21 protein-coding genes are annotated in these 23,415 nt (G+C 70.9%); 6 read left to right on the forward strand and 15 right to left on the reverse strand.

The window, feature by feature from the left end:
- The first annotated feature begins 184 nt into the window (after nucleotides 1-184).
- Nucleotides 185-1,402 (forward strand): acyltransferase, encoded by a 1,218-nt coding sequence (locus IPK81_10055; GenBank protein QQS14465.1) that lies wholly within the window; start codon nucleotides 185-187, stop codon nucleotides 1,400-1,402.
- 8 nt (nucleotides 1,403-1,410) lie between these two features.
- Here the strand turns inward: IPK81_10055 and IPK81_10060 are convergent, their stop codons facing one another.
- On the reverse strand, nucleotides 1,411-2,289 hold the full coding sequence (locus IPK81_10060; protein QQS14466.1) for an MBL fold metallo-hydrolase: 879 nt from the start codon (nucleotides 2,287-2,289) through the stop codon (nucleotides 1,411-1,413).
- 256 nt (nucleotides 2,290-2,545) lie between these two features.
- Nucleotides 2,546-3,439 (reverse strand): TauD/TfdA family dioxygenase, encoded by an 894-nt coding sequence (locus tag IPK81_10065; protein QQS14467.1) that lies wholly within the window; start codon nucleotides 3,437-3,439, stop codon nucleotides 2,546-2,548.
- A 193-nt stretch (nucleotides 3,440-3,632) separates the two neighbouring features.
- On the opposite strand from IPK81_10065, the gene IPK81_10070 reads away from it, so the two are divergent.
- On the forward strand, nucleotides 3,633-4,478 hold the full coding sequence (locus IPK81_10070) for an LLM class F420-dependent oxidoreductase (GenBank protein QQS14468.1): 846 nt from the start codon (nucleotides 3,633-3,635) through the stop codon (nucleotides 4,476-4,478).
- A gap of 289 nt (nucleotides 4,479-4,767) precedes the next feature.
- Complete coding sequence (locus IPK81_10075) at nucleotides 4,768-5,850, forward strand: LLM class flavin-dependent oxidoreductase (protein QQS14469.1); 1,083 nt, start codon at nucleotides 4,768-4,770, stop codon at nucleotides 5,848-5,850.
- A 58-nt stretch (nucleotides 5,851-5,908) separates the two neighbouring features.
- Here IPK81_10075 and IPK81_10080 read toward each other — a convergent pair whose 3' ends face one another.
- A complete protein-coding gene (locus IPK81_10080; protein QQS15042.1) occupies nucleotides 5,909-6,313 on the reverse strand; it encodes a heme-binding protein in 405 nt (134 codons plus the stop codon).
- Between the two features lie 228 nt (nucleotides 6,314-6,541).
- Here IPK81_10080 and IPK81_10085 point away from each other — a divergent pair, with 228 nt between their 5' ends.
- On the forward strand, nucleotides 6,542-7,891 hold the full coding sequence (locus IPK81_10085) for an MATE family efflux transporter (protein ID QQS14470.1): 1,350 nt from the start codon (nucleotides 6,542-6,544) through the stop codon (nucleotides 7,889-7,891).
- On the opposite strand, the gene IPK81_10090 is transcribed toward IPK81_10085, so the two are convergent.
- The 12 genes from IPK81_10090 to petA form a co-directional block, all read right to left on the reverse strand.
- A complete protein-coding gene (locus IPK81_10090) occupies nucleotides 7,878-8,207 on the reverse strand; it encodes a hypothetical protein (protein QQS14471.1) in 330 nt (109 codons plus the stop codon). The two genes, IPK81_10085 and IPK81_10090, sit on opposite strands and share 14 nt — an antisense overlap.
- Entirely contained in the window at nucleotides 8,204-10,060 is a 1,857-nt protein-coding gene (locus tag IPK81_10095; GenBank protein ID QQS14472.1) for an alpha/beta fold hydrolase, read from the reverse strand. The genes IPK81_10090 and IPK81_10095 overlap by 4 nt, the downstream gene beginning before the upstream one ends.
- On the reverse strand, nucleotides 10,057-12,543 hold the full coding sequence (locus IPK81_10100; GenBank protein QQS14473.1) for a glycoside hydrolase family 2 protein: 2,487 nt from the start codon (nucleotides 12,541-12,543) through the stop codon (nucleotides 10,057-10,059). Before IPK81_10100 ends, IPK81_10095 begins: the two co-directional genes overlap by 4 nt.
- 815 nt (nucleotides 12,544-13,358) lie before the next feature.
- A complete protein-coding gene (locus IPK81_10105; protein QQS14474.1) occupies nucleotides 13,359-14,405 on the reverse strand; it encodes a DUF1839 family protein in 1,047 nt (348 codons plus the stop codon).
- Nucleotides 14,350-15,264, reverse strand: a complete 915-nt coding sequence (locus tag IPK81_10110; GenBank protein QQS14475.1) for an amino acid--[acyl-carrier-protein] ligase — start codon at nucleotides 15,262-15,264, stop codon at nucleotides 14,350-14,352. The genes IPK81_10105 and IPK81_10110 overlap by 56 nt, the downstream gene beginning before the upstream one ends.
- A complete protein-coding gene (locus IPK81_10115; GenBank protein ID QQS14476.1) occupies nucleotides 15,261-16,421 on the reverse strand; it encodes an acyl-CoA/acyl-ACP dehydrogenase in 1,161 nt (386 codons plus the stop codon). The genes IPK81_10110 and IPK81_10115 overlap by 4 nt, the downstream gene beginning before the upstream one ends.
- Nucleotides 16,418-16,678 (reverse strand): acyl carrier protein, encoded by a 261-nt coding sequence (locus IPK81_10120; GenBank protein QQS14477.1) that lies wholly within the window; start codon nucleotides 16,676-16,678, stop codon nucleotides 16,418-16,420. Before IPK81_10120 ends, IPK81_10115 begins: the two co-directional genes overlap by 4 nt.
- 238 nt (nucleotides 16,679-16,916) lie before the next feature.
- Complete coding sequence (gene dapE / locus IPK81_10125) at nucleotides 16,917-18,104, reverse strand: succinyl-diaminopimelate desuccinylase (GenBank protein ID QQS14478.1); 1,188 nt, start codon at nucleotides 18,102-18,104, stop codon at nucleotides 16,917-16,919.
- A gap of 19 nt (nucleotides 18,105-18,123) precedes the next feature.
- Nucleotides 18,124-18,963, reverse strand: a complete 840-nt coding sequence (gene dapD / locus IPK81_10130; protein QQS14479.1) for a 2,3,4,5-tetrahydropyridine-2,6-dicarboxylate N-succinyltransferase — start codon at nucleotides 18,961-18,963, stop codon at nucleotides 18,124-18,126.
- Between the two features lie 136 nt (nucleotides 18,964-19,099).
- Nucleotides 19,100-19,909 carry a cytochrome c1 gene (locus IPK81_10135; GenBank protein QQS14480.1) on the reverse strand — a complete coding sequence of 270 codons (810 nt, stop codon included), beginning with the start codon at nucleotides 19,907-19,909 and terminating at the stop codon, nucleotides 19,100-19,102.
- A gap of 11 nt (nucleotides 19,910-19,920) precedes the next feature.
- Nucleotides 19,921-21,156: a cytochrome b N-terminal domain-containing protein gene (locus IPK81_10140; GenBank protein QQS14481.1), complete on the reverse strand. Its 1,236-nt coding sequence runs from the start codon at nucleotides 21,154-21,156 to the stop codon at nucleotides 19,921-19,923.
- A gap of 19 nt (nucleotides 21,157-21,175) precedes the next feature.
- Nucleotides 21,176-21,748, reverse strand: coding sequence for a ubiquinol-cytochrome c reductase iron-sulfur subunit (gene petA / locus IPK81_10145; protein ID QQS14482.1), 573 nt, complete (start codon nucleotides 21,746-21,748; stop codon nucleotides 21,176-21,178).
- A 281-nt stretch (nucleotides 21,749-22,029) separates the two neighbouring features.
- Between petA and IPK81_10150 the strand changes: the two genes are divergently transcribed.
- Nucleotides 22,030-22,488: a tRNA (cytidine(34)-2'-O)-methyltransferase gene (locus IPK81_10150; GenBank protein QQS14483.1), complete on the forward strand. Its 459-nt coding sequence runs from the start codon at nucleotides 22,030-22,032 to the stop codon at nucleotides 22,486-22,488.
- Nucleotides 22,485-23,405: an oxygen-dependent coproporphyrinogen oxidase gene (gene hemF, locus IPK81_10155; GenBank protein QQS14484.1), complete on the forward strand. Its 921-nt coding sequence runs from the start codon at nucleotides 22,485-22,487 to the stop codon at nucleotides 23,403-23,405. Before IPK81_10150 ends, hemF begins: the two co-directional genes overlap by 4 nt.
- Nucleotides 23,406-23,415 lie beyond the last annotated feature (10 nt).

Here is a 23,415-nt window from a genome sequence, read left to right on the forward strand (position 1 = left end):
GCCGACACGCCAATACACGACGCGAGGTATGGCCTCGAAGCATAGGAAATCACGGAAATTGATGCGCTCCGTCATCTTAAACCACGATCTTATTTGGGGTTCACCGGCGTGCACATACAATCAATCGTATTCGCGTGGCGCGTGCGACGTGCCCGACCATTCATTTCGGAAAGAGAGCCAGGCCATGCGCCCGGAGGAGATACGACCGCTCACGACGCTTCGTTTCGTCGGCGCGATGGCGGTGTTCGTCGGACACCTGCCGTTCCTGCCGGACGACATCTCCGGCTGGTGGTCGAACACGCTGCTGGTCGCGAACGCCTTCGGCACGATCGCGGTCGGCTTCTTCTTCGTGCTGTCCGGCTACATCCTCGCCTACATCTACGCCGGCCGCGTCGACGGCTTCGGCGCGCCGGCCACGGCGAACTACCTGGCGGGTCGGATCGCCAAGATCTATCCGCTGCACCTCGCGACCCTGCTGCTGTGGCTGCCGCTCGAATGGCTGGCGTCGAAGCCGCTCGACGTCACGCTCGTCAAGATCGCCGTGGTCGCGCCGCTGCTGCAGGCCTTCGTCCCGCACCCCTCCGTGATCGGCGCCTTGAACCTGCCGTCGTGGAGCCTGTCCGACGAGATGTTCTTCTACCTGCTGTTCCCGCTGCTGATCCCGTTGGTGATGCGCGCGTCGCGCCGGACCGCCGTCGTGGCGGTCCTCGCCATCGCGGCCCTGGGCTGCGCCTCGGCGATGGCGCTACGCGGATTGACGCCGGCCTACGAAGCGTGGATCGCGACGCTGCCCGCCGGCTGGGACGCGTTCGTCCAGCGACTCGACCTTCTGTATTGGCTGACCTACATGGCGCCGTTCACGCGGGTGCTCGACTTCATCGCCGGCCTGCTGCTGTTCCGCGCGCTCGGCGGACTCGGCAAGCCCGGCTTCGCGCTGGCGTCGGCCGCCGAGATCGGCATCGTCGCGCTGATCGTCGCGGTGATCGGGTTCTGGGGCACGCCCGGCGACCACCACCGGCTCGTCGCCGGCTTCATGCCGACGGCGATCGCCGTGGCCGCGATCTTCGCGCTCGACGCTGGAATCCTGTCGCGCGCGCTGTCGTGGGGCCCGCTGCTCTACCTCGGCCGCGTCAGCTTCGCGATCTACATGGTCCACTACGTCGTGTTCGGCTACGCGCGGCCGTTCCTGCCGACGGGGACGGTCTCCAGCGCCACGTTCCTGGCGTGGTCGGCCGGCCTGCTCGCGGTCACGCTGGCGGCGTCGGTCCTGCTCTACCACCTGGTCGAGCTGCCGATGCAGCGCCGCGCCCGCGACCTCGCGCTGCCGCCGATCCGCGCCATCATCGCCCGCTGGACCAACCGGCGCGCGCCCGCCGCGATCCGCGTCGCGCCGGCGGAGTAGGACCGCCCCTACACGAACCGCGGTTTGAAGCCGCCGCCGACGCTGTCGATGTGGCAGGCGTGCGGGGCGCCGAAATGCGCGGGCATCAGCAGATCGCCCGACCCGGCGCAGTGCTCCAGCACCTTGCGGCGGCTCTTGCGCGCGTTGTCGGCGTCGGCGCAGGCGAAGCTGTTCCAGGACGGATTGTAGACCTGGATGGCGTGGTGGACGATGTCGCCGCAGAACACCGCGTTGCCGCCGCCGGCCGACATCTTCACCGCCACGGTGCCGGGCGTGTGGCCGGGCGCCGGCTCGACCGAGAAATGCTCGTCGATGCGGTGCGCGCCGCTCACCATCTCGGCCAGCCCGGCCTCGACCACCGGCAGCACGCTGTCGCGGAACGCGCCGTAGTTGGCCGGCCCCTTCTCGGGATCGCGGTCGACGGCGAGGAAGTGGTCGTACTCCTCCTTGCCGAAGATGTAGCGCGCGTTGGGGAACGTGGGCACCCATCGACCGTTGTCCAGCCGCGTGTTCCAGCCGACGTGGTCGATGTGCATATGCGTGCACATCACCATGTCGACCTGCTCCGGCCGCACGCCGGTGGCGGCGAAGCGCTCCATGTAGCGCGTCTCCAGCCGGTGGAAGAGCGGCCGCGTCGGGCGCTCCTTGTGGTTGCCGACGCAGGAATCGATGAGGATGGTCTTGCCGCCGACCTTGATCAGCCAGCTGTGCATGCTGAGCTTGAGGAAGCCGGTGGCGGGATCGAAATGGCCCGGCGCCAGCCAGCCCATGTGCGGCGCGACGGCGGCGGCGTTCCAGTCGGCGAAGAACTTCGCCGCCTCGAAATTGGCCTCGTAGCTCTCCTCGACGCGCGCGACCGTCGCCGCGCCGACCTTGATCTCCGTCATCCCGTTCCTCCCCGCGCGCCGCACCGGCGCTGTACTATGCCGCCACGTCTTCCTCCCTCTCCGCCCGCTTGCGGGGGGAGAGGGTCGGGGTGAGGTGGGTCGACGTGAAATCTCCGGTGACCGATATCGAGACCTCTAGCCTCTCCGCGAGCATCCGTTCCGACACAGCGACCACCTCACCCTTCCCGTCGCTGCGCGACGGGCCCCTTCCCTCTCCCCCACTTCGTGGCGGAGAGGGAAAAAGGCGCGCGCTAGATCACGCGGCGGGGCGGGCCTCGGCCGCCGCCGCCCGCGGTAGCGCCGATTCGCTGGCGGGATCGCCGGCGATGCGGCTGTGCCACATGACGCGCGGCTCGCGCATGTCCCACGGCGTCGCCTGGTGCAGCAGGCAGCGGTTGTCCCAGACCACCGCGTCGCCCGGCGCCCAGTCGTGGTGGTAGACGCGCGGCGGCCGGCACGCGAAGTCGACCAGCTCGTCCAGCAGCCGCTCGGACTCGGCCATGTCCATACCGGGGATGGCGTGCGCGTGGCGGCCGATCAGCAGCGATCTCCGGCCGGTCTCGGGATGCGTCTTGACCAGGGGCCGCAGCGGCACCGGACCATCATGGAAGCCGTAGCCGCTATACTCGCTGTCCTTCTTCTTCGGCTGGTGCCCCAGCTTCGACTGGCTGTAGTGCAGCGAATGGTGGGCCGCGAGCGCCTCGACCTTCGACCGCAGAGCGCCGTCGAGCGCGTCGTAGGCGGCGCGCATATCGGCCCAGCCGGTCCGGCCGCCGGATTTCGGCACCACCTCGGCGCTGAACACCGCGCCCTTGGCCTGCACCGGCATGTAGGTGCTGTCGGCGTGCCAGCCCATGTTGCCCTTGAGGATTTTCACGACGTCGTCGTTGTCGGCCTCGATCCGCAGCGTGCCGTCGGATTTGACGTTGCTGATCGCGGCCATGTCGAACTCGAGCGGGCCGAACCGCTTGGCGAAGGCGATCTGCTCGTCGCGCTTGAGGTGCTGGTCGGGGAACACCAGCAGCGCGTATTCCAGCCACGTCGCGTGCAGGTCGCGCCACGTGGCGTCGTCGATCGACGCCAGCCTCACGCCGGTGATCCTCGCGCCGAAGCTGGCGTCGAGCGGTTCGACCTCGAATGCGCGTGCCATGTCTGGTCTCCCGGTTGGCTCCGAGCGGCGGGCGTTTCCCCGGCGGAAGCGTAGCGGACGACCGGCGGCCGGCAAAGGCGGCCGCGCCGCGGCGCCGGCCGGTCTCGTATGCGGATTTGCCGGCCGGCCGGATCGGCGGGATAGTCGCGCCGGTGGACGCGGGGACGTCGGCGGCTGGAGGAGGACGCGGAGGATGCGGTTCGGCGGCGCGGTGTTCTTCACCGACTATTCGATGCCGGCGCCCGATCTGGCGCGGGCGCTGGAGGAGCGCGGATTCGAGTCCGTGTGGGCGGCCGAGCACTCGCACATCCCCGCCTCGCGCAAGACGCCGTTCCCCGGCGGCGGCGAGTTGCCCAAGCCCTACTACGACGGCATGGACCCGTTCGTGGCGCTGACGGCGGCGGCCGTCGCCACGACGACCTTGAAGATCGGCACCGCCGTCTGCCTGGTGCAGCAGCGCGACGCGATCCAGACCGCCAAGCTGGTGTCGTCGATCGACCGGATCAGCGGCGGCCGCTTCCTGTTCGGGATCGGCGGCGGCTGGAACCAGGACGAGATGGAGAACCACGGCGTCGTCTACAAGAGCCGCTTCAAGCGCGTGCGCGAGAGCGTCGAGGCGATGAAGGAGATCTGGAGCAAGCCGCTGGCCGAGTACCACGGCGAGTTCGTGAACTTCGATCCGATGTACCAGTGGCCCAAGCCGGTCCAGAGCCCGCATCCGCCGATCCTCGTCGGCGGCGCCTTCCCGCACGGCGCGCGCCGCGCCATCCGCTACGGCGACGGCTGGATCCCGGTCTCGGTGCTGGGCGACGTCGGCGAGCTGCTCCCGGCGTTCCACAAGATGGCGCGCGAGGCCGGCCGCGACCCGGCGACGATCGAGATCACGCTGATGGGCCACGGCAGCGACGTCGAGAAGCTGAAGCGCTTCGCCGATCTCGGCGTCGGCCGCGTGGTGGCCATGCTGCCCTCGGCCGACCGCGACCGGACCATGGCCTCGATCGACCGCTGGACCGAGGTGATTCGGAAGGTGAACGGGTGACCGTCGCGGTGACGCGCGCGAAGTCACGCGCGGAGGCGCCCCGCCCTCGCCGTCATCGCTCCGGGCGGCGGCGCGCGACGTGATGCGCCACACCCACTATCGTCATCCTGAGCGGAGGCGCGGAGCGCCGTAGTTGAATGATCCGTCCTCGATCGGCGACCGGGACAGATCCTTCGACTGCGCGCCTTCGGCGCTCCGCCCGGGATGACGATGCGAAGGACAAGGGTCGGTTGGTGGCGTGAGCGAGCGCGGCGACCCGCGGCCCGCGAAGATGAAGGAGGACTCGACCATGAAATTCGGCGTCACCATCGCGCCCAGCGTGTCGGACTGGCGGCTGTTCGTCGATCTCGAGAACATGGGCTACGACTGCGCCTGGGCGGCGGATTCGCAGATGCTCTACTCCGACGCCTACGCCACGCTGGCGCTGGCGGCGGCCAACACCTCGCGCATCCGGCTGGGCACCGGCGTCTCGGTGGCGGCGACGCGGCTGGCGCCGGTCACCGCGCATTCGATCGCCACCATCAACAAGCTGGCGCCGGGGCGCGTGTTCCTCGGCATCGGCACCGGCCACACCGCGATGCGCGTGATGGGCAAGGACCCGATGAAGGCCGGCGCCTTCCGCGAGTACCTGCGCGTGTTGCGCGCGCTGCTGCACGGCGAGGAGGTCGACTACGCGCTCGACGGCGAGCGCCAGGACATCCGCTTCCTGCACCCCGACCACGGCTTCATCGACGTGGCGCATCCCGTGCCGATCTATGTCGCCGCCGACGGACCGCTGGCGTTGAAGACGGCCGGCGCCTATGGCGACGGCCGCGTCTGTTCGCACAACCAGACCAAGGCGCGGCTTCAGAAGAGCCTCGACGCGATGCGCGACGGCGCCGCCGCCGTCGGCCGGACCCTGCCCGCGGACTTCCACACCGCCGCGCTGGGCTACGCCTGCGTGCTCCAGCCCGGCGAGAGCGCGACCTCGGACCGCGTGATCGACGAGATCGGCCCGATGGCGCTGGCGTCGCTGCACTACTGGTGGGAGCTGTACCAGAAGGACGGCGACACCAGCACCGTCGCCGGGCGCTGCCGGAACCTGTGGGACGAGTACCTCGCCTTCACGGAAAAAATGGAAACGCCCGCGGCGAAACGCTACCAGCAGGTCCACCTCGGCCATTGCGCCTTCGTGCCGCCGGAGGAGCGCCGCTTCGTCACCGAGGATCTGATCCGCTCGACCGGCGGTCTGGTCGGCACGCCCGACGAGATCCTGGCGATGCTGCGCGAGCGCGCGTCGATGGGGTTGTCGGAAATCACGCTGCTGCCGGCCATGGCGCACGCGCGCCGCAACCTCGGCGATTTCGCCAAGCACGTGATCGCGCGGTACTGACGGGTTAGGCGGGGGACCGGACGCGCGGCGACGGACCGGCTGCCGCCGCGCCGCGTGCCTACTTCAGCGTGTCGGCGCCGGCCTTGGCGACGACGCCGTCCTGCGGCGAGGTCACGCCGCTGACGCCGATCGAGCCTACGATGACGCCGTTGTGGATCAGCGGCAGGCCGCCCTCGACCGTGACGATGTCGGGCGACAGGGTCATCACGGAGGCGCGGCCGCCGTTGACGACGTCCTCCATCACCTTCGACGACCGCTTGTAGAGCAGCGCCGTGCGCGCCTTGCCGACGGCGATGCCGGCGCTCGCGAGCTGCGTGCCGTCGCGCCGCTCCAGGTACATCAGATGGCCGCCGTCATCGAGGATGGCGACCACGACGGTCCAGTTGTTCTTCTCGGCCTCGGCCATGGCGGCGGCCGCGATCTTCTTGGCCTCGGCGATGCTGAGCGCCTTCTTGTCCAGCATCTGCGCGCCGGCGCCCGCGATGGACGCGACGCCCGCGAACGCCGCCACCGTCGCGGCGGCGATGATTCTCCTGAACATGACGATCTCCTCCCCCTTCTCGTGTCGCCGCTTCGCGCGGTCGCGCGATCTTCCGCCCGATCGCCGCCCGCCGGCCAGCCCGCCTCACGCGGCCGTGAACACGACCGGGGACTGGCGCCGGCCGCGTCCGGTCGTTAAGAGGGCGCCCCCATGCTCCTCAAGGAAGCCCGCGCCACCCTGGCCCTGGCGCTGCCGATCATCGGCACCCAGCTCGCGCAGATGGCCATCCACACCACCGACGTGTTCCTGCTGGCGCGGCTGTCGGAGCGCGCGCTGGCGGCCAGCGCGCTGGCGGTGTCGATCTACGGGCTGTTCATGATGATGTGCCTGGGGTTGGCGATGGGCACCTCGGCGCTGGCGGCGCAGGCGCTCGGCCGCGACCGCGGCGACGCCGCGAGCGTGCGCCACGCCACCCACGACGGATTGATCGTGTGCTCGGCCGCCTCGGCCGTGTCGGTGCTGGCGCTGTGGTTCTGCGGGCCGGTGCTGCTGTGGACCGGCCAGGAGCCGTCGCTGGTAGAGGACACCGTGTGGTTCGTGCGGCTGCTGAGCCTCGGCTTCCCCGCCGTGATCCTGTTCTCGGTGCTGCGCGGTTTCACGGCGGCGCTGGAGCGGCCACGGCCGGCGATGGTGTTGATGGTCGCCGCCGTGGTCTTCAACGCCGTCGTCAACACCGTGCTGGTGTTCGGCGCCTTCGGCGTGCCGAGCCTCGGCCTTACCGGCGCGGCGATCGGCTCGACCGTCGGCAACATCGCGACGCTGCTCGCGCTGATGGTCTATCTCCGGATCGATCCACAATTCGCCGCCTACCGGCTGGCGCGCGGCTGGTGGCGCAGCACGCCGGCGCGGCTGGCGCGCTACCTCCGCATCTCGGCGCCGATCGCGCTCACCTTCGCCTCGGAGATCGGCTTGTTCTCGGCGGCGGCACTGCTGATGGGCCGGCTGGGCGAGAACGAGGTCGCGGCCCACCAGGTGGCGCTGCAATGGGCCGCGATCACCTTCATGGTGCCGATGGGCATCGCGCAGGCGGCCACCGTGCGCGTCGGCCTCGCCGCCGGCGCCGGCGACCACGCCGGCGCGCGCCGCGCCGGCTGGATCGCCATCGCGATGGGCGTGGGCTTCATGGCCTGCGCCGGCCTGACGTTCTGGCAGGCCGGCGGTCCGCTGATCGCGGTGTTCGTGCCGTCGCCGGCCTCGCCAGTCTACGCGCTGGCCGTGGCCTATCTGGCGTGGGCCGCGCTGTTCCAGGTGGTCGACGGCGCACAGGCCGTGGCCAACGGCAGCCTGCGCGGCCTGCACGACACCGCCGTGCCGATGGCGCTGGCGGCCGGCGGCTACTGGTTGGCGGCGTTCCCGGCGGCGCTGTGGTTCGGCCTGTCCACGCCGTGGCGCGGCGAGGGCGTGTGGGCCGGCCTCGCGCTGGGTCTGGCGCTGGTCGCCGGATTGCTGCTGTGGCGCTTCGCGGTCCGCGCCGATCGTCGCGCGTCTACATCCAGATGAGGACGCCCCACGCCGCGACGTTGGCGAGCAGCCACGCGCCGACCATCCAGTAGACGCGGATCTGCATCCGCCGGGCGCGTTCGCCGTAGGCGCCGGACGCGATTCCGCGCGCCATCCCCGCGACATCGGCCGCGTCCGTGGTGTGCGTCCCGATCCGCTCCTGCTCCTCCATCAGCGCGCGGCCGCCCGGGGTGTCGCCGATCCTCGTGTGGTACCACCACGCCAATGCGATCATGGGCAGCACCATGACGGCCATGCAGAACAGCAGGTAGGCGTCGCGCAAGGCGGACGTCGCGACCGCGGGATCGCCGTTCATGACGCCGCCTGCGCGGCGCGCGCTTCCAGCCGCGCTTCGGGCGGCGCCGGCGCGGGTCCGCGCGGCGCCTGCGGGAACGCCACGACCGTCGCCTCGTCGGCCGCCGGCGCCGCGGTCTCGACGGCGTCGAGGCCGAGGAAGCCGTCGAGCAACCGCGTGAAGCGCGCGCGGGCGGCGCGGTCCGACAGCGTGTGGTCGGCGCCCTCGACGATCTCGACGCGGGCGCAGCCGCGCTCGACCAGCCGCGCGCCGGCGGTGCCGAGCTCGTGGTTCTCCAGCACGGCCAGCCCGTTGTCGCCCTCGCTGTAGACCAGCAACGAGCGCAGGCGCCGGGCGGCGAAGGCGTCGAACTGGCGGGCGACGGGGTTCTCCGACGGCGACCAGCCGAACACCTTGTCGTGGAACGAGCGCATGCGCCGCGCCGCCAGGCCGAGGCCGCGCTCGGCCATGGCGCGGACGCGTTCGCGGTCGGCCTTGTCGCCGCGCAGCATCCGGCGCCACGCCTCGGCGCTGCCCAGCGCGCGCGCCACGCTGCCGGCGAGGTCGCCGCCGGACTGGCCGATGGTGCGGCACACGACCTGGAACGAATCGCCGGCGCGCCACTCGAAGGCCTGCAGGTTGACCAGCACCTGGCCCTTGATCCTCGGATCGGCGGCGGCGGCGTGGTAGGCGAGGAAGGCGCCGGAACACAGGCCGACCACGGTGACGTCGCGCCGGCCGCGCGCCTCGAGCCAGTCGATCGCGGCCGACACGTCGGCGCAGGACTCCTTGTCGTAGAGCCCGTTCTCGGGCTTGCCCGGCCATTCCGGGCTATCGCCCAGGCCGGCCACGTCGATACGCAGCGAAGCGACGCCACGCGACGCCAGATGGCGCGCCAGCTCGACGGCGAAGCGCCCGAAACCGATGTGGTGGTGGTTGCCGGTGTTGACGAACAGCACCGTCGGGCCGCTCGACACCAGCTTCGCCGGCGCGCACGACACCCCGAACAGCCGCTGGTCGCGGCCGAAGAACGCGGCCTCCTCGACCACGCCGTCGAGCTCGAGGCGGGCGGGCGCCGCCGGCGCCGACGCGCCGGTCGCGGCGAACACCATCCCCGCGCCCAGCCACGCGGCGAGCGCGGCGAAGGTCGCGTGGGGGACCTCCTGGCCGTAGACCAGCTCGTCCATGAACTTGCGGTAGCCCGGGAACGGCTCCACGGCCACATCGACGCCGAGTGCCGCCAACGCCTCGCCGAAGCGGCGGTCGGTCGGCGCCTCGTTGGGCGACAGGATCAGGGCGCGTCGCGCCGGACGCGCCGCGAGCTTGCGCAGATCGATCGTGGCGATGTCGCGCATGGTCTCGGGCGTCAGCGTGAAGCCCCCGACCTCGAGCGGGTCGGAGTCGCTGGGCACCGGCGCCGTCTCCATCGCCTGTCCCGGCCGGAACGCGGCGAAGGTCTTGAGCTCGCGCACGTGGCCGCGTCCGGCGACCACCGGCGCGATCAGCGCCAGCGAATCGACGCCGCCGATCTCCTCGGCTACCAGCGTCGCCATCGCGCCGCCCAGACGCAGCCCGACGATCGCGATCTCGGTGACGCCGGCGCGCGCCTTCATCCACGCCACCGCCGCCTTCACGCTGTCGAGCCAGGCGCGCAGCCGCGCCGGATCGAGGTCGCAGCCCTCCGAGTCTCCGGCGCCGCGGTAGTCGAAGCGCAGCACCGGCATGCCGGCGGCGGCGATGCGCTCGGCCAGCCCGCGCCACGGCCGGTGGGTGCAGAGCTCCTCGTAGCCCAGCGGCGCGCACATCACGACGCCGCGCGAACCCGCCGCCGGATGCAGCCAGCCGAAGCAACCGTCGAACACGACCGGAGTCATGACGATCTCCCGTAGACTAGAGGCGACGCGGCGTTGAGCGCGTGGATCTCGCCGGCCGGCGTCGCGCCGGCGCCGGCGCCGACCCGAGCGACGAGCGGCACGATCCGCTCGACGCCGGGGGCGAGGTGGAAGAACTCCTCGGCGGCGCGGAAATTCGCGTCGTCGACATGGATGGAGCGCGCCAGCCGGGCGGTCGACAGCCTCAGCGCCCAGCCGCCGTCACGCGGCGCGATCGAGGCGGCGAGGCCGAGTTCGACCGGCGTCTCGGCGCGGCCCATCGGGAAGTGGAACGCCTCGGCGAGCACCGCGCCGGTGGCGGCGTCGGCCAGCGTCGCCACGACGGCGTCGTGCTGCGGCGCGCCGAACCGGTAGGCGTAGGTCACGTCGAAGAACGCGCCGATCAGATCGGCCGAGGAGATCGTCCGCGCCGAGCGCGCCGGCAGCGCCACGTCGCGGCGGGCGCGCCGCACCGGCACGGCGCCGTCGCGCAGGCAGACCAGCGACAGCGTGGCGGCGATGGCGGCCGGCGTCTCGTTGGTCAGATGCAGCGCCAGCCCGTCGAGACCCTCGTCGGTCATCGCCAGCTGCACCGGCCGGCAGGCGCGGCGCAGCGCGTGCCACGCCGCCTTCGGCGCGCCCAGCGAATCGACCACGCCCCAGCCGGCGCCGGGCCGCAGATCCTGCAGCATCCACAGCAGCGCGCCGCCGCACGACGACGCGGGACGCCGCCACTCCGCGATCGTCGCCTCGATCACCTCGCCGGTGACGGCGCGGGAGAGGCGCAGATAGCGGTCGGGTTCGGACCGGCGCAGCGCGGTAGGGACGGCGCCGTACAAGGTCGTGAGATAGTGGTCGCGGACGTCGTCGAAGTCCCAATCGGCGCCGCCGTCGCGCGGCACCGCCGCCTTCCACGCCGCGTCGCCGGGCGCCGCGATGCCGGCGGCGGCGAGCGTCGCGGCCTCCGGCACGTTGGCGAAGGCCAGGCACTCCGACGCGAAACGCACCTCGGCGCGGCGCGCGTCCTCGAGCGGCCGGCGGTAGGCGCCGACGCCGTAGTAGTGCGTGACGCCAGCGCCGGTCGAGAACGGCAGATCGCCGCCGCTCGGCGAATTGGGCACGTAAGGCACGTCCGGCCGCCACGTGCGCGCGACCTCCGGCAGGATCGCGTCGAACAACGGGCCGCCCCACGTCGCCTTCGGCAGGCCGAGCATGGCGGCCTGCTGCGCGACCTCGCTGCCGCCGCACAGCACCGCCAGCGAGGGCGAGGTCTGCGTGCGGTCGAGCATCTGCCCGGCCTCGCGGCGCACGCTCTCGACGAAGGCGTCGTCGTTGGCCGGATAGTCGAGGTTGGCGAACATGAAGTCCTGCCACACCAGCAGGCCCAGTTCGTCGCACAGCTCGAAGAACGCATCGCCCTCGTAGGCCATGGTGCCGCCGATCCGGACCATGTTCATTCCGGCGTCGCGCGCGCGCGCCAGCCACGGCGCGCAGGCGTCGCGCGACGCCGGCAACGCGACGATGTCGGCCGAACTCCAGCACGCGCCGCGGCAGAACACCGGGACGCCGTTGACGCGCAGCGCGAAGCCGGCGCCGTCGGGCCCGCGGTCGACCTCGATCGCGCGGAATCCGACGCGCGGCAGCTCGACGACCGCGTCGCCGACCTCGACGCGCGGCGCGTAGAGCCGGGGCGTCCCGTGGGTGTGCGGCCACCACGGCTCCACCGCGTCGATCCGCAGCTCCCCGCGCAGCGTGCCGGCGTCGGTCCAGGCCAGGGCCGCGCGCCGGCCCTCGACGATAAGCGTCGCGTCCGGCCGCGCCCCGCCGCGCCACTCGACCGACAGCTCGACCGACAGCGCGCCGACGTCGCCGTCGAGGCGCGCGCGCACGTCGGCGCGGCGCACGGCGAGCGGGCCGGTCTCCTCGACGCTCTCGATCGCGCGCCACGGGCCGACGGCGTGCACCGACGGGCACCAGCCGGGCATGCGGCCGAGGAAGGTCGTGCGCACGTGGCGCAGCCCGCCGGCGTCGACCAGGCGCGTGCGCCAGCGGGCGCGGCCCCGTCGCTCGGCCAGCGCCGGCGCCAGGGCGCGAAAGGCGATCGCGATCTCGTTGTCGGCGCGCGCCGGCGCCTCGATCTCGTGCGCGCGGAACATGTTGTCGGAGCGCAGCAGCGCCTCGCCGTTCAGCCACACCTCGGCATGCGTCGCCAGCCCGTGCAGACGCAGGCGCCGCAGGCCGGGTCCGGCGAAATGCGCGCGGTACCAGACGTCGCGGTCGTGCAGCGGCTCGGGGGCGGCGGGATCGAAGCGGCCGGCGGCGCGCAAGGCCTCGGCGGCGGTGCCCGGCACGCGGGCCGGGATCCAGTCGGTGATGGCGGCGAGTCCGGCCGGCGTCGCGACGGCGCCCGGCGCGGTGGCGGCGAGGCGCCAGTCGTCCGACAGCGCGGCAACGCGGCATCCGGTGAGGGCGGCGATACGGGCCACGGCGTTCAGCGTCCGGCGCCACGGATGGCGCGCGCCGCGACCCGCGTCGCGCCGACGTTCCGCGTTCCCTGATCAGCCCGATCGACCACGCCGCTACCCCTTCCAGGGGCTCGGACGGATTCCCGATGTTGACGGGCCGGCCACGTCGCTGCGGCGCGACGCGCTCGCGGCCACCGACGGCAAGGCCGCTGGCGTCCGCTTCGGACACGATCCACCGTTCGCGGAAACCCCTTTCCGCGGGCGGTCAGTCGTTCGTACGTGTGTCCCCGGCTTCGAACGGCGGCGAAATCACCCCAGCGCCGCGTTCCTCAACGTCTCAAGAACCTTCCAAGCCCCGTTTTTTCTGATCCGGAGCGCCCAAATACGGCGCCCCACGCTTTTGATATCGCCCGCACCGTCTATCGCCGGTCCTACACCCCTGTGGAACCAACGCGATCCAAGCCGTTGAAAACTACGGAAGCTAGAGAACGGAGTCAAAGCTCATGATGACCTTTTTTCGACGGCGCGCCCGGCCGGTTCACCAAGCTCGCCGCCGACCCGCGAGACCATTGATTCAACGGAGTCTTTCGGCACCGACCCGCGCCGCGCGGCGTGACGCCATCATCATCTCACAAGAAGAGGCGACCACAGCCACAGCCTACGACAGGCCCGTCAACGCACAGATTTTTTGATGAATAATTGACGGTACGACTTTCAAAAACCACGCAGAAACTCGATCTGAATTCGACCACTTCCATCCGATCCGGCGCGGATCAATTTACGCGGTCGCGCGACCAAACTGCGACAATCCGCCACAGGTCATCGGCGGCGGCGCCTCAGCGTACGACCTGCGCCAGCCTGTCGAACACGCCGCCATACGCCTTCGCGAGCGCATCGAACGATGCGTCGAGGTCGACCGGCTTGCGGCGGTTCACGCCACGCGCGATCTGGAACTGCATCGCCTTGGCGGTGTCGGCGATCCGCTCGGCGTCGACCGCGGCCGCCTCGAGGTCTTGCGTCCCCGACGTGGCGTCGAGCCAGCGAAGGTACGACCCCAGTAGCTCAAAATTGGCACCGAGCTGGCGCAGGAGGTTGAACGCGTAGAGATGGAAATACGCCATCGGCCGCGCCAGCAGCGTCTCCATATGGGCGGGAAACGCGGCCCGGAACGCGCCGATGGGATCGGCGGGGCGGCGCGCCAGATGGCCGCGCAGAAGCGCCAGCGACGCCGCGCGCAGCGCCCCGCCTTCCAGCGCCGGCGCGTCGCGTTTGACGAACTCGACGTACGGAAACAGCGCGTCGGGCGCGTCGCGTTGCGCCGGCAGACGGCGGAACACGCCGTCGAAGTCCTCGCCCTCGAGCGCGTGGCAGACGGCGTTGTGGAAATAGACCATGCGCCGCGCGGCGGTATCGAGCGACGCCACGCCGACGGTGGTCTTCACGTGCTCGCGGCGGTAGGCGGTGCCGCGCGTGTCCGGCAGGTAGAAGCTGTCCATCTCGACGAGGACCAGCCGGCCGCGCGCGAGTTGCTCGGCGACATGCGCCTCGACCGTGTCGTAGACCGCCAGCTCCTGGACCGAGAGGCCGTGCAGCGCCCGCAGATCCTCGAGCGGATGCTTGAAGAACGTGAACTGGTCGCCCTCGAAATCCTGCGCCACGGTGAACGCCAGGCCGGCGACTGGATCGAACCCGTTGGCGTGCAGCAGCTCGATCCACAGATCGACGTAGCAGTTGGTCTCCGGCCAGCGCCGGTCGGCCGCGTGAAGCGCGTGCTGGCGGTACGCCGCCGGGTCGGGGACCGCGAAGCGCGCCGCCGCCGTCACGCCGTCAGCCCCAAAGCAGGTCGCGCACCGCCTTGGGCCAGGCCGCGACGTCGAAGCCATGGTGGCGGAACAGCGCCAGCGCCACGCGCTCCATGCCGAAGCCGACGCAGGCCGTGTGCGCGGTGCCGCCATCGGCGGTGTGGATCTCCCACAGATGGCCGAAATGGTCCTGGTGGTAGTTGAAGCTGAGGCAGGCCGTCGGCGTGCCCTCGCCGGTGATCGGGATCAGCAGCTCGAACTTCAGGTTCTGGTCGCGCTGGTTGACGGCCAGCATCCTGCCGGCGCGGCCGAAGAACGGATCGTTGGCGACATCGACGTCGAGCGGCACGCCGAGTCTTCCCATCATCTCGCGGCCGCGGCCGAGCCACAGCTCTCGGAACTCGACGACCTGGGCCGGCGTGCCGATGCGGATGTACTCGCGCATGCGGAAGAGCTGCATCCGCGCCGGATCGATCGACGGCTCGTGGCGGAAGCAGTACGAGAACACGTCGACCAGACGGCCGGCCTCGGGCAGGACGCCGCGCGCGGCGATCGTCGGGTAGATCGGGTAGCAGGCGGCCGGCGTCATCACGACGTTCGTGGCGATCTGGCCGCGGGTCCAGTCCTCGCCGTCCTCCAGGCTCTTGAGCAGGGCGCGGTGGGCGCGCTCGTCGCCCATGAAGCTGTGCACGGTGCCGGCGAGCTGGGGGAAGCTCTTGAGGTACTCGCTGCGCTCGAACTCCGTCCGGTTGATGGCCGGCGGGAAGCGCATGATCTCGGCGCCGTCGCCGCCGCCGTAGCCGGTGACGTAGGCGTCGAAGCGCGCGACCACGTCCTCGAAGACGCCGCTGCGCCCGTAGAGGCCGTCGACCCCCATCGGGATCAGCAGTCCGTGGCGGACCAGTTCGTCGCGGAAGGCGGCGTGCGCGGCGGTGCTCATGCGAACAGTCCCGGATCGTCCTTCAACGCCAGAAGGAGGTTGGCGGTGTTGCCGTGGATGCGGTCGTTGCTGACCATCAGCGCCGCCGAATGCGCGTCGCGCAGGTGGCGGCCGAGGCTGTAGTCGGTGTCGTTGCGGTAGGCCGACAGCCCGCACACCAGCAGCGCCTGGTGGATGATGCGCACGGCGATGTCGGCGCTGCCGGTCTTCAGCGCGTTCATCGACACCGCGAAGGCGAGCGAACCCAGCGTGTCGGGCGCGGCCATCGCGGCCTCGTAGCGGCGCGTCGCGGCGGCGACGTTGGCGCGCATGAGCTGGAGATCGGCGACGGTCTCGGACAGGCGCAGCGCGCCGGCCGGCGTGGCGCCGGGCTTGCGGCGGGCCTCGGCGCGGATGTAGGCGCGGGCGCGGCCGACGGCGTCGGAGGCGATGCCCGACCACATCGCGCTCCACACGAGATGCGTCACCGGCAGCATGGTCTGGGCCGACATCTCGGCGTACGGCGCCGGCAGGATCTGCTCGACATGGCCCTTCGCGCGCAGCCAGTAGCCGTCGCTGCAGGTGCCGCGCATGCCCAGCGTGTCCCAGGTCGAGGTACGCTCCAGCGCGTAGTCGTCGCGCAGGACGGCGACGATCACCTGGTCGGAGGCCGGCGCGTCGGGCGCGCGGCGCGCCGTGGCGAGGATGCCGTCGGCGTCGGCGCCGTAGGAGATCACGGTGGCGTTCTTCGCCAGCGAGAACCGCTCGCCGTCGCGCTCGACCGCGCACACGCTGCTGCGCACGTCGCCGCCGACGCCGGCCTCGGTGGTCGCCGAGGCGAGCAGGAGCTGATCGGCCGCCAGCCGGCGCATCAGGCCGCGGTGCCATTCGACGCCCTGCCCATGGCGCACGACGCACGCCACCTGGATCTGGTGCATGGCGTAGATCATCGCCGTCGAGGGGCAGAAATGGCCCAGCGCGTGGCAGGCCTCGACGATCTCGGCGATCGGCGCGCCCTCGCCGCCGAGGTCGCGCGGCACCATGGCGCCGAGCAGCTTGGCGTCGCGCAGCGCGGCGAAGGATTCGCGCGGGAAGCGCGCCTCCTTGTCGACCGAATCGGCGTGCCGGGCGGCGACGGCGGCGCCGACCGCGCGCGCGCGTTGCGCCAGCGGGCTCACGCCGCGGCCCGCGCGCCCAGCAACTCGGAGACGGCCGAGCGGATGGCCTCGACGCTCTCGAAGGTCTTGCGGCGCAGCAGACGGTCGGGGAACTCGACGTCGAACCGCTCCTCCAGCCCGAGCATCAAGTTGACCGTCGCGTGCGACGTCAGCCCTGCGGCGTAGAGGTCGTCCTGATCCTTGAGCGTCGCGATATCGACCGCGAGCGCGCCACTCTCGGCGATCACGCTGCGGATCGCCTCGACGGTCGCTGACATAACATTATCTCCGTCCAATAACTTATTAATATATCTACGCTTTATATTATCATCATATTCGCGAAAAATGCAACTCCCGGGACGACTGACATGCTCCCGAGCTTTGTGCCGACAGAATGACGTTTCCCTTCCACCCCGTCATCCCGAGCATCGCGAGGGATCCTTGTCCGGCGGAAGGATCCCTCGCGATGCTCGGGATGACGGGAAGGCGGGCGAACGCGCCGGGTCGGTATCTCGTCTAGGCGGCGAAATAGCGGTCGAGGATGCGCTCGTAGACGGCGGTCAGCGCCTCGATGTCGGCCGCCGCCGTGCGTTCGTCGACCTTGTGCATGCTCTCGCCGACCAGGCCGAACTCGACCACCGGGCAATGGGCGCGGATGAAGCGCGCGTCCGAGGTGCCGCCGGTGGTGCTGAGCTCGGGGTCGAGGCCGGTGACGTCCCGCACCGCCGCGCCGATCAGATCGGAGAGCTCGCCCGGCGGCGTGTAGAACGACTCGCCGGAGACCTGCGCGTCCAGCTCGTAGAGGCCGTGGCCGCCGAGCGCGGCGTTCACCTTGTCGAGCCGGGCGCGGATCTCGTCGAGCAGGGTCGCCGAGGTCCACAGGTCGTTGAAGCGGCTGTTGAAGCGCGCCTTGGCGACGCCGGGCACGACATTGGTCGCGGCGTTGTCGACGTCGAACGTGGTGAACTGCAGCGACGTCGGCTGGAAATGCGCGCTGCCGGAATCGAGCGGCTGCGACGCCAGCGCGTCGGCCATGCGCGCCAGACGGTGGATCGGGTTGTCGACCATGTGCGGATAGGCGACGTGGCCCTGGACGCCGCGCACCGTCATGGTGACGTTGACGCTGCCGCGGCGGCCGATCTTCATCATGTCGCCGAAGCGGCGCGCGCAGGTCGGCTCGCCGACCAGGCACGCGTCGATCGTCTCGCGCCGTTCCGCGAGGCGCTTGAGCATCTTCACCGTGCCGTTGACCGCCGGGCCCTCCTCGTCGCCGGTGATCAGCAGGCTGATCGATCCGCCGAAGGCGCGGCCGCGCCGGGCGATGAAGCGGTCGGCGGCGGCGATGAAGGCCGCGATCGCGCCCTTCATGTCCGCGGCGCCGCGGCCGAACACGACGCCCTGGTCGAGCGTCGCGGCGAACGGTCCCACGCTCCACGATTTGAGGTCGCCGACCGGCACCACGTCGCTATGGCCGGCGAAGCAGAAATGCCGGCCGCCGTCGCCGACGCGGGCGTAGAGGTTGGCGATGTCCGGCGTGCCGGCCTCGCTGAAATCCATGCGCTCGCAGCGGAAGCCGCGCGGCGCCAGCGCCCGCTCCAATGTCGCCAGCGCGCCGGCGTCGGCTGGCGTCACGCTCTCGCAACGGATCAGCGCGCGCGTCAGCTCGACCGGATCGACGGCAGTGTTCGGCAGGGCATCGGGCATCGGGGCGGCGCCTCCGGCGCTAGTCGCGCAGCAGCTCGTTGATCGAGGTCTTGCTGCGGGTCTGGGCGTCGACCGTCTTCACGATCACCGCGCAGTAGGTCGACGGCCGGTTCGGACCGCCGGGAAGGTTGCCCGGAACGACCACCGAGTAGGCCGGCACGCGGCCGGTGTGGATCTGGCCGCTGGCGCGGTCGACGATCTTGGTGGTGGCCGAGATGAACACGCCCATCGACAGCACCGCGCCGGTCTCGACGATGACGCCCTCGACGACCTCCGAACGGGCGCCGATGAAGCAGTTGTCCTCGATGATGACCGGATTGGCCTGCAACGGCTCGAGCACGCCGCCGATGCCGACACCGCCCGAGAGGTGGCAGTTCTTGCCGATCTGGGCGCAGGAGCCGACCGTGGCCCAGGTGTCGACCATGGTGCCGTCGTCGACGTAGGCGCCGAGGTTCACGAAGGACGGCATCAGCACCACGTTGCGGCCGACATAGGAGCCGCGGCGGGCGATCGAGCCGGGCACGGCGCGGAAGCCGGCCTTGGCGAAGCGCGCGGCGTCCCAGCCCGACGTCTTGAGCGGCACCTTGTCGAACCACGGCGCGCCGCCGATCCCCGGGAAGACGGCGCCGCCGTCCATCGGCACGCTGTCGTAGAGCCGGAACGAGAGCAGCACGGCCTTCTTCAGCCACTGGTTCACGACCCACTCGCCGCCGTGCTTCTCGGCCGTGCGGAACGTGCCGTCGTCCAGCCCGGCGATCGCGGCCTCGACCGCGTCGCGGACCTCGCCCTTGGTGGCGCTGCTGATGCCGTCGCGTGCTTCCCAGGCGGCTTCGACGGCGGTCCTCAGTGCGGCGCTCATGATCTCTCCCCTCGCGGATGGCGGGCCGGACCTTACGCGGCGCGGCCTTCGAGTCAACCGCCGGCCCCGGCGGCGGCAACGAAGAAGGCCGCCCTCGCGGGCGGCCTTCGGAGGCGTCGTCCGGGCGGCGGCGCGGTCAGTGCGCGTCGGCCCAGACCTTGCGTTTCACGGCGTACATCAGGCCGGTCAGGATCAGCAGGAAGATGGCGACGCGCACGCCGGTGCGCTTGCGGTCCTCCATCTTCGGCTCCGACGCCCAGGCGAGGAACGTGACCACGTCCCGCGCCATGCTCGGCACGTCGTTCTTGGCGCCGTCGACGAAGGTGACCTGGCCGTCGTTGATCGGCTTCGCCATCGCGATCTGCATGCCGGGGAAGTACTTGTTGAAGCTCATGCCCGACTGCAGCTTGAACTTCTCGTCGATGTGGAGCTTCTTCTTGTCGTCGGCCGACAGCTTGTCGAGGTCGTCGTAGCCCTGCAGCAGCGAGAACACGTAGCGCGCGCCCTTGGGCCGCGCCTTGACCACGAGGCTGAGGTCGGGCGGATAGGCGCCGTTGTTGGCGGCGCGCGCGGCGGCCTCGTTCGGGAACGGCTTGCGGAAGCGGTCGGCCGGCCGGGCCGGGCGCTTGATCGCCTCGCCCTTGTCGTTGACGTCGTCGACCTCGAACTCGGCCGCCAGCGCCTTCACCTGGTTCTCGGTCAGGCCGAGATCCATGAGGTTGCGGTAGGCCAGCAGCGACATCGAGTGGCAGGCGGCGCAGACCTCCTTGTAGATCTGGAAGCCGCGCTGGGCGGCCGCCCGGTCGTAGGTGCCGAACGGCCCCTCGAAGGTGAAGGTCGCGGGCAGCAGATCGGCGCCGCCGCCGGCGGCGAGGACGGGCGCCGTGGCGGCGGGCGCCACCAGCAGCGAGAGGGCGAGCGCGCCCTTGGCGATCACGTTGCGCATCGCGGGGCTCCTCACTTTCCGTCCTTTTTGAGCACCGCGTCGGCGATGCTGGCGGGCAGCGGCAGGGGCCGCTCCACCTTGCCGAGGACCGGCAGCAGGATCAGGAAGTGGAAGAAGTAGTAGGCGGTGGCGATCCGCGTGATCGGGACGAACTTCCCTTCCGGCGGGTTGGCGCCGCACCAGCCGAGCACGAAGCAGTCGACCAGCAGGATCCAGAAGAACCACTTGTAGATCGGCCGGAACCGCGCCGAGCGCACCTTCGAGCTGTCGAGCCACGGCAGGATGAACAGCACCGCGATGGCGCCGAACATCGCCAGCACGCCGCCGAGCTTGTCCGGCACCGCGCGCAGGATCGCGTAGAACGGCAGGAAGTACCATTCCGGCACGATGTGCGGCGGCGTCACCAGCGGGTTGGCCTTCTCGTAGTTGTCCGGCTCGCCGAAGAAGTCCGGCGCGAAGAACACGAACAGGGCGTAGACCAGCATGAACACGACGACCGCGAAGCCGTCCTTGGTGACGTAGTAGGGGCTGAACGGCAGCGTGTCCTGCGGGCCCTTGGGGTCGATGCCCAGCGGGTTGTTCGAGCCGGCCACGTGCATCGCCGCGACGTGCAGGATGACCACGCCGAAGATCACGAACGGCAGCAGGTAGTGCAGCGAGAAGAAGCGGTTCAGCGTCGGGTTGTCGACCGAGAAGCCGCCCCACAGGAAGGTCACGATGTCCTTGCCGACCACCGGGATCGCCGAGAACAGGTTGGTGATGACGGTGGCGCCCCAGAAGCTCATCTGGCCCCACGGCAGCACGTAGCCCATGAACGCCGTCGCCATCATCAGCAGCAGGATGGTGACGCCCAGGATCCACAGCAGCTCGCGCGGGTTCTTGTAGGAGCCGTAGTAGAGGCCGCGGAAGACGTGGATGTAGACCGCGATGAAGAAGAACGATCCGCCGTTCATGTGCATGTAGCGGATCAGCCAGCCGTGGTTCACGTCGCGCATGATGCGCTCGACCGAGTCGAACGCGTGGTCGACGTGCGGCGTGTAGTTCATCGCCAGCACGATGCCCGTGACCATCATCGTCACGAGCATCAGCATGGCGATGCCGCCGAAGCTCCACCAGTAGTTGAAGTTGCGCGGCGTCGGGAAGACGCCGTACTCGTGGTGCATGAAGGTGAAGATCGGCAGACGCTTGTCGATCCACTTGACGACCGGGTTGTTGAATCCCGGCGGCGCGCCCGAAGTCGAGGCCATGACGTTCGTTCTCCCCGGCCTAGCCGATCTTGAGCGTTGCTTCGTCGAGGAAGGTGTATTCCGGCACCTCGAGATTCTTGGGCGCCGGGCCCTTCCGGATGCGGCCGGACGTGTCGTAGTGCGACCCGTGGCACGGGCAGAACCAGCCGCCGTACTCGCCGCGGTCGGAGCCGACCTGCTGGCCGCCCGGCACGCAGCCGAGATGCGTGCAGACGCCGACCAGGACCAGCCATTCCTCCTTGCCCTTCTGCACGCGCTTGGCATCGGCCTCCGGGTCCGGCAGGGCGGCCTTGTCGTCGGCCTGCGCCTTCTTGACCTCCTCGGCGGTGCGGCGGCGGATGAACACCGGCTTGCCGCGCCACTTCACCGTGACGCTCTGGCCGGCCTCGATGCCCTTGAGCGACACCTCGGTCGAGGCCAGCGCCAGCGTGTCGGCGGCCGGCGCCAGATTGTTGAGGAACGGCCAGGCCGCGATCACGCCGCCGACGGCGGCGGTCGCGCCGGTCGCGACGAACAGGAAATCGCGCCGCGACGCGGCGGCGCCGTGACCGGCGCCACCCGTGACCGTCGCCGATTTGTTGGAAGTCGCCATTCGTTCCGTTTCCCCAATGCGTCGCCGGTCCGCGCGGCCCGCGAAAAGCGGCCGTAATGAACCCGAAAGCCCTGTTGGATTCAAGGATTTGTTACCCCGGCCGCGGAGGGCTGGCCCGCGACCGATGCGACGGCTTGACGCACGCCGGCGGCGCGACGTCTCGCACCGTGTAAATCACGCGCCGGCCGCTGGCGATAGGGCGCGATGTCGCTCGCGCGCCCGCCATGCGAAACAGACGTGGCGGCGGGCGCGCGGGCGCCCCGGCCGGGGTAGAAAGCGCCATGCGCCTCGCCCTGTACCAGCCCGATATCGCCCCCAACGCCGGCGCCATGCTGCGGCTCGCCGCCTGTCTCGGCGTCGGTGTCGACCTGATCGAGCCTTGCGGCTTCCCGGTCGACGACCGGCGCCTGCGCCGCGCCGGCATGGACTACATCGACCACGTTGCGCTGACCCGCCATGATTCATGGGACGCGTTCCGGCGAGACCGCGCGCCCGGCCGGCTGGTGCTGCTGACCACCTCCGGCGAGGCCCGGTTCCCGCAGGTCGCGTTCCGCGCCGACGATATCCTGATGGTCGGCCGCGAATCCGCCGGCGTGCCGGGCGAGGTCCACGCCGCCGCCGATCTGCGGCTGCGCCTGCCGATGCGGCCCGGCCTGCGCTCGTTCAATGTCGCGCTGGCGGCCGCCATGGTATTGACCGAGGCCCTTCGCCAGACCGATGGACTCGCGGCCCTGACATGACCACCACCGAGACGCCGGCCGAGCGCCGGCCCGTCGCCGATCCCTCGCCGCTGGGCGCCGACATCGCGGCGCGCAAGGACGCGGCGCGGCGCTGGTTCGAGGCGCTGCGCGACCGCATCTGCGTGGCGTTCGAGCGGCTCGAGGACGAGCTGGCCGGCACCCACCGCGAGCTGCCGCCGGGCCGCTTCGAGCGCACGGCGTGGACGCGCGCCGCGTCGGCCGGCGAGGGCGACCGCGGCGGCGGCGTGATGTCGGTGATGCGCGGACGCGTGTTCGAGAAGGTGGGCGTCAACGTCTCGACGGTGTTCGGCGAGTTCTCGCCGGAGTTCCGCCAGCAGATCCCCGGCGCCCAGGCCGATCCGCGATTCTGGGCTTCGGGCGTGTCGCTGGTGGCGCACATGCGCTCGCCGAAGGTGCCGGCGGTGCACATGAACACGCGCTGCATCGTGACGACGCGCGCCTGGTTCGGCGGCGGCGCCGACCTGACGCCGATGACGCCGGACGCCGCCGACACCGCGGAATTCCACGCCGCGCTGAAGGCCGCCTGCGACTCGGCCGATCGCGCGTACTACCCGCGCTACAAGGCCTGGTGCGACCGCTACTTCTACCTGCCGCATCGCGGCGAGGCGCGCGGCGTCGGCGGCATCTTCTACGACTATCTCGACTCCGGCGACCGCGACCGAGACTTCGCCTTCACGCGCGGCGTCGGCGAGGCGTTCCTCGACGTCTATCCGCGCATCGTGCGCCGCCACATGGACGCGCCGTGGACGGCCGAGGAGCGCGAGCACCAGCTGCGCCGGCGCGGCCGCTACGTCGAGTTCAACCTGCTGCACGACCGCGGCACCAAGTTCGGCCTGATGACCGGCGGCAACGTCGAGGCCATCCTGATGTCGCTGCCACCCGAGGTGCGCTGGTGAGCCGCGGACG

This window comes from Rhodospirillales bacterium, from assembly GCA_016699855.1.
GTDB lineage: Bacteria > Pseudomonadota > Alphaproteobacteria > Reyranellales > Reyranellaceae.

Bases quoted from the DNA above. Each gene is read 5' to 3' on its own strand.
- petA (QQS14482.1), bottom strand. From the start codon at position 21,748: ATGGCGACTTCCAACAAATCGGCGACGGTCACGGGTGGCGCCGGTCAC.
- IPK81_10085 (QQS14470.1), top strand. From the start codon at position 6,542: ATGCTCCTCAAGGAAGCCCGCGCCACCCTGGCCCTGGCGCTGCCGATC.
- IPK81_10060 (QQS14466.1), bottom strand. From the start codon at position 2,289: ATGACGGAGATCAAGGTCGGCGCGGCGACGGTCGCGCGCGTCGAGGAG.
- IPK81_10080 (QQS15042.1), bottom strand. From the start codon at position 6,313: ATGCTGGACAAGAAGGCGCTCAGCATCGCCGAGGCCAAGAAGATCGCG.
- dapE (QQS14478.1), bottom strand. From the start codon at position 18,104: ATGCCCGATGCCCTGCCGAACACTGCCGTCGATCCGGTCGAGCTGACG.
- IPK81_10075 (QQS14469.1), top strand. From the start codon at position 4,768: ATGAAATTCGGCGTCACCATCGCGCCCAGCGTGTCGGACTGGCGGCTG.
- IPK81_10065 (QQS14467.1), bottom strand. From the start codon at position 3,439: ATGGCACGCGCATTCGAGGTCGAACCGCTCGACGCCAGCTTCGGCGCG.
- hemF (QQS14484.1), top strand. From the start codon at position 22,485: ATGACCACCACCGAGACGCCGGCCGAGCGCCGGCCCGTCGCCGATCCC.
- IPK81_10140 (QQS14481.1), bottom strand. From the start codon at position 21,156: ATGGCCTCGACTTCGGGCGCGCCGCCGGGATTCAACAACCCGGTCGTC.
- IPK81_10135 (QQS14480.1), bottom strand. From the start codon at position 19,909: ATGCGCAACGTGATCGCCAAGGGCGCGCTCGCCCTCTCGCTGCTGGTG.
- IPK81_10070 (QQS14468.1), top strand. From the start codon at position 3,633: ATGCGGTTCGGCGGCGCGGTGTTCTTCACCGACTATTCGATGCCGGCG.
- IPK81_10055 (QQS14465.1), top strand. From the start codon at position 185: ATGCGCCCGGAGGAGATACGACCGCTCACGACGCTTCGTTTCGTCGGC.
- IPK81_10095 (QQS14472.1), bottom strand. From the start codon at position 10,060: ATGACTCCGGTCGTGTTCGACGGTTGCTTCGGCTGGCTGCATCCGGCG.
- IPK81_10150 (QQS14483.1), top strand. From the start codon at position 22,030: ATGCGCCTCGCCCTGTACCAGCCCGATATCGCCCCCAACGCCGGCGCC.
- IPK81_10110 (QQS14475.1), bottom strand. From the start codon at position 15,264: ATGAGCACCGCCGCGCACGCCGCCTTCCGCGACGAACTGGTCCGCCAC.
- IPK81_10105 (QQS14474.1), bottom strand. From the start codon at position 14,405: ATGGCTTCGACGTCGCGGCCTGGCCCAAGGCGGTGCGCGACCTGCTTT.
- IPK81_10090 (QQS14471.1), bottom strand. From the start codon at position 8,207: ATGAACGGCGATCCCGCGGTCGCGACGTCCGCCTTGCGCGACGCCTAC.
- IPK81_10120 (QQS14477.1), bottom strand. From the start codon at position 16,678: ATGTCAGCGACCGTCGAGGCGATCCGCAGCGTGATCGCCGAGAGTGGC.
- dapD (QQS14479.1), bottom strand. From the start codon at position 18,963: ATGAGCGCCGCACTGAGGACCGCCGTCGAAGCCGCCTGGGAAGCACGC.